5 protein-coding genes are annotated in these 14,921 nt (G+C 40.3%); 3 read left to right on the top strand and 2 right to left on the bottom strand.

Going from position 1 to position 14,921, the window contains the following annotated elements; translation table 11 throughout:
* Positions 1 to 299 precede the first annotated feature (299 nt).
* The gene (locus F6K27_RS29105) at positions 300 to 479 is read left to right on the top strand and encodes a hypothetical protein (RefSeq protein ID WP_287279435.1); all 180 of its coding nucleotides are present in this window, start codon (positions 300 to 302) and stop codon (positions 477 to 479) included.
* Between the two features lie 301 nt (positions 480 to 780).
* Here F6K27_RS29105 and F6K27_RS29100 read toward each other — a convergent pair whose 3' ends face one another.
* Positions 781 to 2,127, bottom strand: coding sequence for a nitrate/nitrite transporter (locus F6K27_RS29100; protein WP_287279434.1), 1,347 nt, complete (start codon positions 2,125 to 2,127; stop codon positions 781 to 783).
* Positions 2,128 to 2,426: 299 nt separating this feature from the next.
* On the opposite strand from F6K27_RS29100, the gene F6K27_RS29095 reads away from it, so the two are divergent.
* On the top strand, positions 2,427 to 3,548 hold the full coding sequence (locus F6K27_RS29095; protein ID WP_287284721.1) for an AbrB family transcriptional regulator: 1,122 nt from the start codon (positions 2,427 to 2,429) through the stop codon (positions 3,546 to 3,548).
* Positions 3,549 to 3,624: 76 nt separating this feature from the next.
* Here F6K27_RS29095 and F6K27_RS29090 read toward each other — a convergent pair whose 3' ends face one another.
* Positions 3,625 to 3,771, bottom strand: a complete 147-nt coding sequence (locus F6K27_RS29090) for a hypothetical protein (protein ID WP_287279432.1) — start codon at positions 3,769 to 3,771, stop codon at positions 3,625 to 3,627.
* Positions 3,772 to 4,274: 503 nt separating this feature from the next.
* Here F6K27_RS29090 and F6K27_RS29085 point away from each other — a divergent pair.
* Positions 4,275 to 14,090 (top strand): CHAT domain-containing protein, encoded by a 9,816-nt coding sequence (locus tag F6K27_RS29085; protein ID WP_287279431.1) that lies wholly within the window; start codon positions 4,275 to 4,277, stop codon positions 14,088 to 14,090.
* Positions 14,091 to 14,921 lie beyond the last annotated feature (831 nt).

Here is a 14,921-nt window from a genome sequence, read left to right as displayed (position 1 = left end):
TTTGTATAAGTTATCATATTTTAGTTGTTTAGGTGATCGCTTCAAAAATTATAGCGTTAGCGGAGCTTTGCGTCAGCAATCGCTCTATTTGGCATACGCTACATATAGTGTATTTGCGTAAGTCCTGTGGATTTAAAACAGCCGGGTCTCGTTCCATTAAATTTTCTCCATTTCTCACCGTATCTACTAAGGCTCAGTTGATCACCCTGTACACCCTTTGAGTAAGCCTAGTTAGCCAAAATTTTTACTATGTATTGTAGACAATATTATCATAGAACCATAATAATACGACTGTCAAGATGAAAACCATAAATATTCATTTTGCCTATGAAGAACACAAAAAACTCCAAGAACTCGACAAGACACTTTTGGCCCAAGTCATATCATGTCCGGTAGCATCGGTATTGTATAGAAAAGGTAGGCAACAGGCAACAGGCAACAGGCAACAGGCAACAGGCAACAAACAGGAAGGTAATTGAGCAAGAAAAAAACTTAAATTTCCTGTAAATATCCACGCTAACTTTTACACAAACGATACCAACGGACATGATATAATCATTTTGTAATTTATACAAATACAAAAGAGAACTGATGAAGTAAAAATACTCTGATATTCAGCCAAAACATTTCAGGCTGAAATTTAAGTACAGGAAAAAAATTGAAGAGGGTGGCAAAAACCAAATTCATATTACTCTAAATTCAGAAGGGGAAATGTGAGATATTTATTCAACATTTAGAGGAGAACATTTTTATTATGCTAATCACCGGACTTGATATAATTCATCTATCAAGTTTGTGAGGGTGGCGTGCAAAAAAAGTGAGAATTAAAATCAAAATTACCAATATCAAACAACCATAAAGACCAGGTTGATAAGAACCTAATTTATCTTTAAATATAGCTAAAAAAGAAGGTCCTATGGCACTAGCTATGACCAGAATCATCATCTGAAAACCAGAAATAGCACCCAAATAAGCTCGACCAAAAAAACGTGGTAAAGCCACTGCTGATAAAGTACCAAAACATCCCGTACTAATGCCAAACCCCACAATAGTTAATACCCGAAATAATGGCACGCCAAAATTAGCAATAGCAGTCACACCTATTGCCTGACCAACCATCATCACCATGAATAAATATTTGATATTAACTCTGTCTGCAGCCATACCCATCAAATAACCAACAATTGTAGATACAACTGCCTGGGGTAAAAATATACTCACTGTCTGCACTTGGGATAATCCAAATTCTGCACCAATATCAACGATATGAAAAGTGATACCTGTAAATATCAAAGACTGGGAGGATAATACTAATGTCACCACCCAAAACATAATTGTGCCGATAGCTTCAGCGCGGGTAAAATCTTGCAAGTTGTTTTCAGATAAGTTTTCTACTTCAACCGTAGGTGTTTGTAATTCTCCATCCATTAATAGACCGCATTCTTCAGGAAGGTCGCGATAAAATGCCCACCCTATTAACCCCATACCAATACCAACAACTGCTGCCATAGTTAGCCAAGCATTTCGCCAACCTAAAGTATTAATCAATGAACTTGAAACTAAGGGTGCAATGGAAAACCCAAAAACCATCAATAAACCATTAATACCAGCAACAAAACCCCGGCGACGGTTAAACCATTTACCGAGAGTTGTACGACTGGTCATGGTTAACATACCTTGGCCGGAAAAACGCAGACAGACAAAACCTAATATCAGCATTAATAGGGCTATAGTTGAATCGGGAATTCTAGGAAATGCGTTACTGATGAGAGTAGTTAGGCGATCGCTAAAACTGAGATAACACAAAGTTAAAGCTAAACCTACTGAGGAACAAACAACAGTTACTCGTGCCCCAAAACGATCTAACAATACTCCGCCATAAGGTAATAGTAAACCGCTGGTCAAAGTACCAAAAAAGTAAGCATTACTCAATTGTAACCGTGACAAGCCAGTAGCAGCTAGTAAATAGTCAGTGAAAGCACTCATGCCAATAGTTTGACCGGGTATGCTCATTATTACCCCAATGGTGCAAACAATTAAAATTATCCAGCCATAAAAAAACGGGAATTTTTTAGGAGCGAAAGGATAGTCGGGATGTAACAGATTTTTGGGAGTAATTTTAAGCATGATATTAAATTAGGGAACAGGGAACAGGGAATAGGGAACAGGTAGGGATGTTGTATACAACGTCTCTACAGATTATTTCGTTTATGGGTTGTTCGGGAGCAAGTTAAAGTCATAATTATGGTTATGTTCTCCAGTAAATATTCAACTACAATAACTAATATTAATCTGTTGGTATAGGAATATTGTCAAAAATGTATGGTGAAATCTGAATTTGTTGAAAACTTACTCCAGTATATTGACAATTCCAAAGCTACCAGAATAGATATAAATTGTCTGCCAAATTTTATATATTGTTGAGCGTGTTAAACAACCAAGAAATTATCTCCAAATTATCAACTATCAAAACTACTATTGTCCCGATAACCTTAGCTATTTTAATAGGGTTTATATTCTATTGGCTAAACTTTCCCGTCGGTTGGCTGCTAGGGCCAATGATTGCCGGAATTATCTATGCGATCGCTAAAGGTACTCCCCAACCATTACCGAGAGTAATAATTATGCTGGGCAAAGCAATAATTGGTATTGCTACAGCATTTCGTTTTTCCCCAGAAACAATTAGTTTAGTTAGCACTTATGCTATTCCTGTAGTGGGATGTATTTTCATCACTGCTGCCTTGAGTATGTTGAAAGGCTATTTGTTGTCGTTGTGGAGTGGAGTTAGTCGCTCTACAGGTTTTCTAGCATCTATTCCTGGAACTGCTTCCGCTATTGTTGCTATGAGTGAAGAACTAGGTGCAGACCCTATTGCTGTTGCTATCCTTCAGTATTTGCGATTGTTATTAGTGGTATTTATTATGCCAACTGCTACCATATTCATGTTTCCAGCTATCGACCAGACTCAAATTACAACTTTATTAGCATCGGGTAAAACAAGCATACCCATGTTTGGGAATTTATTAATTATAGCAGGATGTTGTGGTTTAGGAATTTGGGGGGGAAATTTATTACGTTTGGCTTCCTCTGCTTTTTTAGGTAGTTTTATAGTTGGATTAACTACTTTGTGGGTAGCGCCATATCAATTACAAGTTCCTCAATGGTTATTTGCAGTCGGCCTCCTGTTAGTAGGAATTTCTATAGGCGTTCAGTTTGACTGGGAAAATGCTCGCAAATTGTGGAAAGCTATTTTAATTGATATCGCACTGGTAATAGGGTTAATTATCGGTTTCTTTGGAGTAGGTTACGCGTTTTATAATTTGACAGAGGTGGACTTAATTACTTCTCTTTTAAGTTTCACCCCAGGGGGGTTAGAAGCCATGATCGCAACTGTTAATGAGTTGGGTGGTGATGCTGGTTTAGTATTGGCAATTCAACTTTCTCGAATGTTAACTATTATCTTAGTGGGACCGGGGTTGACAACTCTGATACTTAAGAGAATGAAAATCTCTAGTGCTGCTACGCGGAAGTCAAAAGTCAAAAGTTGAAGTAGCAGTCAGCACTTCAGCACTTCAGCAGCTAATATTATAGCACTTTTTAGGATAGTGAGGTACAATTTGAAAATTAGGCGTTGGTGAAAAGAGGTATGATATCTTGTCCGGATAAGAGCGCAAACAAAAAACTTTCTCCCTCTACTACTCTTTCTTCTTCTTTCTTCCCTCCTGACTCCTGACTCCTGACTCCTAGATAATTAAGATTAATATCATACATTAATTCACCAATGCCGAAAATTAATCTTTTTTTCCCTACTGCCTACTCCCTAAAGTCCTAAAATTTTGTACCTCATCAACTCCAAAACTGCTGTAATAATTCTAGCAATTGATTAATCCAAAATCCTGTTCATCAAAAATCTCAAATCATTCGTCACTGTGCAACGCCAAAAATTCAACACTAATAATTACAATGCACCGCCACCCAAAATAGCAATATCAAGACTTGCGCAAAAATACTAAGTGTTGGCAATTCAACTGACTCGAATGTTAACTATTATCTTATTTGGGCCTGGGTTGACGACTATGATATTTAATCAAGATCGAAGGTTCTAATATTATATCGGAAGAGAAAAATTAGGCTGTTCTGTTTAGTGGCATAAACAGGAGGATCGTTGCTACAATCTCTAGAAGAAAAACACGATGATATTTTGACTAAAAATATTGTCCTTGCCTCATGCCTCTGTGTACTTATAATGAGTATTATAACTGCAGAAGTTTTTTATGAAAGCTAATAAATTAGAATCTTACAGTATAACAGCTCTGACTGTAATTTTAGGGATATTGGCTACAACTCCCGCCAAATCTCAACCCATAACCCCCTCAAACGACGGCACAGGTACAACCGTCAATCAAAACGGCAATCAATTTAATATTCAAGGTGGCGCTCATAATGGGACTAACCTCTTCCACAGTTTTGACCAATTCAACGTTCACTCCGGTCAAACAGCTAACTTTCTCACCACTCCAGATACTCGCAATATTTTCGGCAGAATCACAGGAGGTAACGCCTCAATTATCAACGGTCTGATCCAAGTCATCGGTAGTAATTCTAACCTCTTCCTGATGAACCCGGCAGGCATAATGTTTGGCCCAAAGGCTAGCCTTAATGTCCCCACCTCATTCAGCGTGACCACAGCCACAGGTATAGGTTTTAACAGCAATAACTTCTGGTTTCAAGCCATGGGAACAAATGATTATGCCAACCTAGTAGGAAACCCCAGTGGCTATCATTTTAATGTCTCAAACCCAGGCGCTATAGTTAACGAAGGGAACCTCAGTTTAAACCCAGGGGAAAATCTTACTTTGTTGGGTGGCACGGTTATCAACACAGGGCAACTCTCCACAGCAGGCGGCAACGTTACTATCACAGCAGTAGAAGGAGGTAGTACTCTGAGAATATCCCAACCAGGAAATTTATTAAGTTTGGAAGTAGGTTCAACAATAGCGAATGGGGAAGATATTTCTGGTATGACTCCCTTATCCTTACCCGAACTTTTAACAGGTGGAGAAATAACTCAGGCCACATCTATGACTGTGAATGGAAATGGTGATGTGGTGTTGATAGATTCAAATATCCTGGTAGCTGATTTACCAGGTACAGCAATTACTTCGGGAAATATCAACGTTTCGATCCCCCCTAACCCCCCTTATCAAGGGGGGGAGATGAATAGTTTCCCCCTTAAAAAGGGGGACGGAAGGGGGATCGAAGAAGGGGGGTATATGAATAGTCTTCCTCTTTCCCAGGGAGACTGGAGGGGGATTTCTCAAAGAATGGAAAGGAATACCAACTCCAGTTCCCTTAAAAAGGGGGGTCAGAGGGGATCTAATGTCGGAGGACAGATAAATGTGTTAGGCGATCGCGTAGCAATTATCGATGCCAATATTAACGCCGATGGTCTAAATGGAGGGGGAAGAGTATTAATCGGAGGCGACTTTCAAGGTAATGGAATAGTACCCAACTCTCAGCAAACATTTGTTAACAATAACTCATTTATTTCCGCTGAGTCTACCACAAATGGTGACGGCGGTCAAGTAATAATTTGGTCCGATGGAATAACTAATTTTGCCGGGAATATTAGTGCCAGAGGAGGAGAATTTTCTGGTGATGGAGGGTTTGTTGAAGTATCAGGAAAACAACAATTAATATTTGATGGAAATGTCAATGTTAGTGCAGCATTTGGCACCCCAGGAACAATATTATTAGACCCAGAAAATCTAACAGTGGGAGAGTTAGAAAATACTGAAAGTTCAGAAGATAATAATTCGGAAGTGGCATTTGGTGAAAATTCCGAAACCACAGAAAATGCAGAAACAGAAACAGTAGATAATAATTCGGAAGTGGCGTCTGGTGAAAATTCGGAAGTGGCGTCTGGTGAAAATTCAGAAACCACAGAAAATCTTGAGAATTCAGAAATAGCAGAAAATTCCGAAAATGCAGAAACAGAAACAGTAGATAATAATTGGGAAGTAGCATCTGGTGAAAAATCCGAAAATTCAGAAACCACAGAAAATCTTGAGAATTCAGAAATAGCAGAAAATACAAATTCAGAGATAGAAATAACTTCTACAGAAAATACTGAGAACTCAGAAACAATAGAAACAGAAACACCAATAGACCCCTTTGCTCAAGATCAAAATTCTGATGTCACAATTTCAGCAGAAAATATTGGAGAATTATCAGGAGATATAATTTTATTTGCCGACAACGACATAACAATTAATGAAAAGATAGAAACTACAGAATCTGTAGAATTAAAAGCAGGTCGCAATATTAACATCAATGCCGATATTGACACATCAATTGGCAATGGAAATATTGACCTACTCGGTAATAATGATGAAATGGATATTGCTAACCGGAGTGCCGGAGCAGCATCAATAAATCAATTAGATGGAACAACATTAAATGCCGGAAGTGGCACCATTAATATTCAGTTGGGGAACTTAGGAGAAGTAGGGGATATAAATCTGGCTAACTTAACAACAACAGGGCAAATTTTAGTTAATGCCAATGGTGGAAATATTGCCAGAGTTTCTGAGAATTCAATTATTAATGCGGGTAGTGCTTTATTTCAAACAAAAGGCAGTGGAGGAATAGGTTTAACTGATGCACCTTTGCAGTTGAATGTGGAAAATTTAGAAGCTGTTTCTGGCAGTGGTGGAGCATTTTTTGATGTGTTGGGAGATGTGAATATTGGTGATGTGAGAGAGGATGTTAATGGTATTGTTACTGCTGGGGGAGATATAGAAATTCAGAGTGCAGGAAATGTGACTTTAACAGAAAGTATTTTTATTTCGGAGCAAGATGCTACAGAGAATAATTCTGAGGTAGCATCTAGAGAAAATACAGAAGTTGATAGTGGGACAGGTGGTGCAATTAATATTGAAGCTACGGGAGATATTGTTGCTACGGGTAGCGGAATTACAGCTAGTGGGGAAAGTGTTTCTTTGTCTGGAACAAATATTACGATCAATGATGAATTTGATGAAACTTCTGGGGATGCGGATGTTAAGTTGGCAGCTACAAATGATATTACAGTTGAGGATATAGAGGATGATGCGTTGGAATTTCTGCCTGGGGAAGGAGAGATAGAATTTCGGGCAGATGTGGATGGAGATGGAATTGGTGCTGTGACCATGTTGCATAACGAAGCGGATGTTGGCAGTGATGCGGATACTATTAAGACCAATGGGCGAAATTTAACTATTGCAGGTGCCGGTCTTGTTTTGGGGAATATTGATACTTCGGCGTTGCCAGTCTATTCTGGTGGGGAGTTGCCAGCAACTGTAGATGTAGATGAGGATGGAGCTATCAACTCTGCTTCTGGTCAAGGAAATGGAGGTGCTATTAACCTTAATGCTATTTCTGGAGATATTCTTACAGGTTCGTTAGATGCTTCATCTGTTGATAGTGATGGAGGCGATATAGAAATAAATGCGGTAGGGGATATTACTACGGCAGAGATTATTACTAATTCTGGTGAATTTATTGTTGATGAATTTGGAAGAGAAGAAACCAACGGTGGTAGTGGCAATGCTGGTAATATTAGTATAGAAAGCACAACCGGCTCAATTGATACTACAATAGGCTCAGTTTTTGCTCGTTCAGTTTCAGGAAATGGAGGAAATATTACCCTAGATGCAGGAGCTAACATTGAGATGGGATCACTTGATTCCTCTTCTCAGGCATCAGAAGGTAACTCAGGAAATGGAGGAAATATTATCCTAGATGCAGAAGGTAACATTGAGATGGCATCGGTTGATTCCTCTTCTCAGGCATCAGAAGGAAACTCAGGAAATGGAGGAAATATTACCCTAGATGCAGGAGCTAACATTGAGATGGGATCACTTGATTCCTCTTCTCAGGCATCAGAAGGCAATTCAGGGGATGGGGGTAATATCACCCTTAATGCTAGTAGTGATATCTTCTCAGAAAATATCCATTCTAGTTCATCTGCTATTATAGGCGCTTCATTTGTTATAGGTACTTCTCTTCCTGCTAGTGAAGGCAATTCAGGAAATGGAGGGAATATTACCCTTAATGCTGGTAGTAATATTAAATCAGAAGAGATTGTTTCCCATTCTCATGCCAATTACGGGAATTCAGGGGATGGGGGTAATATTACTCTTAATGCTGGTAGTGATATCTTCAATAACAAAGGTGTTGTTTCTTTTTCCTATGCCTCTACTAAAAATTCAGGGAATGGGGGCAATATTACCTTGAGCGCTGGAGGTAATATCACAACAACATTAACATTTTCTTTCTTTTCATTTATAGGTCCTGGGTTCAAATTTTCTGCAACCAATGTAGATGCAGATGGCAACTTGACTCTTACAGCGACAGGAGGAGGTGTTTCTGCTTCACTAGAAGGAATTAGTTCTTATTCTTCTGGCAGTAACTCAGGGAATGGAGGCAATATTACCTTGAGCGCTGGAGGTAATATTAATACTGCATCACTTGCTTCCCATGGAGGAAATGGGGGAGCCATTGTTCTTGAGGCTGGAGGCAATATCACTACAGAATCGCTCAATTCTTATTCTTTTTTCTCTAGTGCTAACTCAGGAAATGGGGGAGCCATTGATCTTGAGGCTGGAAGCGATATCACTACAGAATCGCTCAATTCTTTTTCCTATTCCGATGAAGGTAACTCAGGAAATGGGGGAGCCATTTCTCTAACTGCAGAAACAATCAAATTTAACCCTCCAGAAAACGGAGACGGAGAACCATTAGCAATCAACACATTCTCAGTCGGAGAAAACGACTCCGGGCAAGGTGGAGAGGTTAACATTACCACCAACAACCTCAGCAATGCAGAAATATTGACCCTATCTACCCACTCCGAAGCAGGGCAGGTAATAATTGAAAGTCAACCACAAGGAAACCTTCAACTGACAGACTTATCCATCATCACCAGTAAACAAGTAACGATAGAAAACCCTTTCGTCCCAGACATAACAATAGACGTAGGTGACACCCAAGGCAGATCGGGAAACGTCAACATCTTTAGCTCAGGTAACCTCAGCCTCAACAACGTCACCATCGAAAGTGACACCAAAGGAGACCAACCCGCAGGAGATGTCTACATATATAGCAAAAAAAACACCACCCTCGACAACACCGACATCCTCAGCATCACCAACGCAGAAGGAAACGCAGGCAACATCACTCTCGAAACTCCCCAAGACATCCAACTCACAAACAATAGCCAACTCCGAGCAAATACAGAAGGTATAGGGAACGCAGGTAGTATCGACATCCAAGCAAACAAGCTCAACCTAGACCAAAGCACCAGCTTAATCACAGAAACTTATGCAGCAGGCACCCCAGGAGATATCACCATCGAAGCCAACACTGTAGATATCGGTCAAGATGCCCAAATCAGTGCCACAGTAGTTTTGGGCGCAACCAGCACCGGAGACGGAGGCAATATTACTATCAACACCAACGAACTCAATATTACAGGAAAACTCGGAATATTCGCTGAAACCGAAGCATCAGCAAACGCTGGGGGCCTTACCATCAGTCCCTACAAAGACCACCCAGACCTCAACATCAATTTCAGCAACGACGGTTTCATATCCGCCTCCACCAGCTCCACAGGCAACGGAGGCAACATTAATATCAGTGCCCCAGAAACCATAGATATTGCTGGAAAAGGATTCATTGCTGTAGAAACTTCAGACAAAGGAAACGCTGGCAGCATCAACATTGAGACCCAAAACCTCACCCTTTCAGATGGAGTAGCCATATCAGCTTCTACCACTGACAAAGGAAACGCAGGAACGATCGAGATCGACACCGAAGAATTCACTTTGGAAACAGGAACAAGTTTAACTACAGAAACCAATGATAAGGGAAAAGCTGGGGATATAGAAATCAACACCATAAAACTAACCATAGGAGAAGATGCTCAAATTAGTGCCACAGCAAGAGAAGGAGCAAGCAACACTGAAGCAGGAGGCAACATTACCATCAATGCTACGGACTTACTAATCTCAGGCCGACTCGGAATATTTGCCGAAACAGCAGGAGAAACCCCCGCAGGTACTCTTACCCTTAACCCCTATAAGAAAGTAGGGGAGCAGGGGAATAGAGAAAATCGTTCCGATCGCTTTGACCCGGACTTTAATATTACCTTCAGCGAAAATGGCTTGATCTCTGCCCGCACTACTTCCAGTGGAGATGGAGGCAATATCAATATATTTGCTCCAGAAAACATCAATATTACAGGGGAAGGAAAAATCACGGTGGAAACTACGGCAGGGGGAAACGCAGGTATGATCAATATAGAAACCAAAAACCTGACAATAGCCGAAAATACTACTATATCTGCAGCTACTTCCGATAGTGGAGACGGAGGCAGCATCAACATCAACCCCAGTGAAAACTTTCAACTCGACGGTCAAATCATTACAGAGACCACAGGAGCTGGAGACGGAGGAAAAATTACTATTAATACAGGGGAACTATCAGCGGAAAATAGTACCATCTCAGCTAGAAGCACTGATGCAGGAAACGCAGGCACAATAGAAATCACAGCTCAAGAAAATATCGTCACAGGTATTATCCAATCTTCTGCCTCAGAATCAAAAGAAGCTGCTAACGGAGGTGACATTACCATTACCAGTGAACAGAGAGAAATCAATGCTACTCAACCCATCCAATCATTTTCAGAAAAAGGTAACGCTGGAGATGTAACTCTGAGTGCGAAAACAGATGTGACTACTAATACTATCAGTTCCCACGGAGAACAACAGGGCGGTCAAATTACCATCATCACAGAAACAGGAAACATAGACACCAGTAATGGATTTCTGGCCAACTATTCTGGCGAAGGAACTGGAGGCAACGTTACCTTAGAAGCATCCGCAGGAAACATTACTACCAGTGACATTTACTCTTTTGCTGATGCAGACGGCGGTCAAATTCTTTTAAAAGCAGGAGGTGACATCAATATCGCCGAAAATAGTAATGTTATCTCTGCCTCCGAACCTGCAACTACATCCGATACTGAAAACTCAGGCAAAGGAGGAGACATTATTTTAGAAGCGGGTGGTAACATTAAGACTACAGCAGCTAGAATATATTCCGGTGCAGATGAAGGCGATACAGGTACAATACATATTGTTGCGGATGACGCAATAGAAGTGGGTCAAATAGATCTAGCATCAGGTTTTGTCAGAGAAGAAATCTCAGTATTTAACAATTTTACCCTCATACCTGTACCTCAAGGAGAAGCAACTCAAGGAGAAGCAGGAAATATCAATATTACTAGCAACAATGGCACAATAGACACCACTGCTGGAGTAATAAACTCTCGTTCCCCTGACGGCACTGGAGACATTGCGCTCAATGCCAGAGAAAATATTACTGTAGGTAAACTAGAAGCTAGCACCCTCAACCAAGCAAAACCAACCACAGGAGGAAATGTTGAAATTATTAGTGAAAACGGTGAAGTCAATTCTACCCAAGCAATAGAAACATTTTCAGCACAAGGTACAGCTGGGAATGTGAATATTCAAGCTGAAAGTTCAGTTAATCTAAAAAATATTCTATCCCAGGGAAGGATGCGTGGGGGTGATATTACTATTGACAGTCGGAGTGCAAATAGCATAGATGTTCAAGGGGAGTTAAACACTTTTTCTACGGAGGGTATCGGTGGGGATGTTACTCTCACATCTCTGGGTAATGTAAGTATTAGTGGAATTCGTTCGGAAGGGATACAACAGGGAGGTGACATTACATTGGAGAGTGAAATAGGGGAGATTAGTGCAACGGGAGACATTACTTCTTTCTCAGAGGAAGGCAGAGGAGGAAATATTGAGATTGATGCCCCAGAAAGTGTGAATCTGGAAAATGTATCATCCTTTGGTGCGACTGAAAGTGGGGATTTGAGAATTCAAAGTCAGATAGCAACAGTGAATACAGGGAATGTGACAACTCAAGCACCGGACGGCCCCAGTGGTGAAGTTATTATTAATGGCAGTCAAATAACTACAGGAAACTTAAGTTCTTTGGGTACAGTCAGTTCAGGTATTATTCGACTAGAAGCAACTGATGGCTCTATTACTACTTTGGACTTAGAATCAATTGCTTCAGAGGGCGAAGCAGGTGGTATCGATCTAGATGCAACAGGAGATATCAGCACTGAAGACCAAACTGTAATTTCTGGAGATGGAGATGCCAATATTGATCTTGATGCTGGAGGGGATATTTCTGTAGGTAATCAAGAGGCGATCGCCAATCAAGGAGATGCTAATATCGATCTTGATGCTGGAGGGGATATTTCTGTAGGTAATCAAGAGGCGATCGCCAATCAAGGAGATGCTAATATCGATATTCAACCAGGTGGTAATATTTCCGTAGAAGAGCAAACAGCTATTTCTGAAGGTGGGAATGTAACTATTAATAATACTCCAGATAATACCAATACCCCAGAACAAATAGCGATCGCCCCACAGGAAATAGAAACAATTACTAATATTGATAGTGGCGACATTATTATACCAGAAAATAACACTGATAACCAGATTCTCCCAGTAGAAACTAACCCTACCCAATCAGAAAATCTTAACAATTCAACAGATATACCAGTAATCACCTCAACTGACACCACTTCCACCCAGTCAATATTACAGCAAATATCAAGCAATATCAATTTTTTCACCCTGACCACTCCCACTAACAATAACCAAACAATCAATGCTGGTACTGCTCAAGAACAAACAGAAACATCTATCAGCACTACAACTGACACCCAACAAATCTTAAAAACAATTAATCCTGTTAATACCAAATCTCTAATAACAGCTACAGCTTCAGACCAAGTAGTAACAACGTTAGAACGAAACAGTCTCCAGGAATACTCAGATTACCTGGGAGCAGATTTGGAGGAAAAATTAATTTCTACACAAAGCGTCCGAGATATTTTAAGCGACATGGCAAATCAAACCGGAAAAGAATCTGCCATTGTTTATATTAATGTCTATCCAGAACAATTACAAATAATCTTATATACCAAAGAAGGTCAACCAATAATCAAAACCATTCCCTCTGTTAACCGCGAACAAATCATGGAAGTTGCACTAGAATTACGAATAAGAGTTACAACTCCAGCTAACCAAGATAATGATAGTTATCTATCACCAGCACAAAAATTATACAATTGGCTCATCGCACCCATAGCATCGGAACTAGAAGCAGCTAAGATCGATACCTTACTATTCAGTATGGATGAAGGTTTGCGTACTTTAGCCGTAGCAGCATTACACGATGGCGAACAATTCCTGATCGAAAAATATAGCCTGAGTTTAATTCCCAGTGTTAGTTTAATGGATACCAACTACCGAACGCTTCAAGATACTCGGGTATTAGCAATGGGAGCAAGTGAGTTTATTGCTCACAATTCCTTACCAGGAGTACCTGTCGAACTAGAAATAGTTTCCCAAAAACTATGGCAGGGTAGTATGTTCCTCAATGAAGATTTTACTCTGAATAATTTAATTACTCAAAGAGAAAGTTATCCTTATCCTATTATTCATTTAGCCACTCATGCTGATTTTAGACCGGGAAAAATTAGTAATTCTTACATTCAGTTATGGGGTGAAGAACAAATAAAATTAGACCAAATTAGGGAGTTGGGTTGGAATGAGAGTTCTGTAGAATTGTTAGTATTATCAGCTTGTCGCACCGCCTTTGGGGACAAAGATGCCGAATTAGGATTTGCGGGATTAGCAATAGCAGCAGGAGTAAAGTCAGCTTTAGCTAGTATTTGGTATGTGAATGATCGAGCTACCTTAGCATTAATGACTGAGTTTTATAGTCATTTGAATCAGACTAGGATTAAGGCGGAAGCTGTAAGACAGGCACAGTTAGCCATGTTGCGTGGGGATGTGGTGATTAGGGGAAATCAGATATGGAGGGTTGGAGGTCGTGAGTCAGTAGAGTTACCATCGGTGCTTGGGGAAATGAGGAATCGAAAATTATCTCACCCTTATTATTGGGCAGGGTTTACCATGGTGGGTAGTCCTTGGTAGTAGGGTAGTGTGGGGTGATGGGGTGATGGGGTGATGGGGAGGCAAATTTCCACCTGCTTGGTGCGCTACCAGATGCAACTAACGTCGTCGCGGGGTTGCATCCGCTTTTTCCCCTATTCTATTTCTCTAGCTCCTGATCTCAAATCCGTTTTATTGAACATAAAAAAATTTTCCCATCGTCATAAATACGCTTATCTTTGTGATTCTCTCTCCTCCTGAATCCTGTACGTCCCCAATCCGACGGCTCCCCTACCTGACTCGGTCCTCCTACCTTCAAAAGATTTTATCAAAATAATATGGGTCGCGCCACCCCACCTTGACTGGCGAAATATTTTTGGAGTGAAGCTCAAATCCCCTACTTTCCCTCCTGGGAGGGGCGAGGGGTGGGTTAACTTCTGACTTCTGACTTCTGACTTCGTTAAACCGATGCTACCAGATTTGATCTGATGGGTAGGGTGGGCAAACATCAAGTCTATTAACTGCTAACATCAATCACTACATTTGCCCACCCCTACAAAAAATTATCTTAATTAACGACTATTCCCAAATACTCTGATTCTTACTAGTGTATCTGGAACAGGACTCTCATTTGAGAATGTAACTGAGCTTCGTGGTACGACTGGATAATTTCTTTGGACTGGACGGTCATCTGGGCCTATTATAGCAATGAGCGCTGGCATCTTTACATGTTACATAGATATTTGCAATGTAATATAAAAGTAACTGTATGAGCTGTATTTTTCATAAATTAGGCGATCGCTAAACCTTAAAGTTTTAAGGATGTCTGTAATGGTATTGATAATTTACAGTTTATAGCTTGAAATTGTTTAC

Source organism: Okeania sp. SIO2F5 (assembly GCF_010692685.1).
GTDB lineage: Bacteria > Cyanobacteriota > Cyanobacteriia > Cyanobacteriales > Microcoleaceae > Okeania > Okeania hirsuta.
The sequence above is the reverse complement of the archived record's forward strand: the minus strand, read 5'-3'. Positions and strand labels throughout refer to the sequence as shown.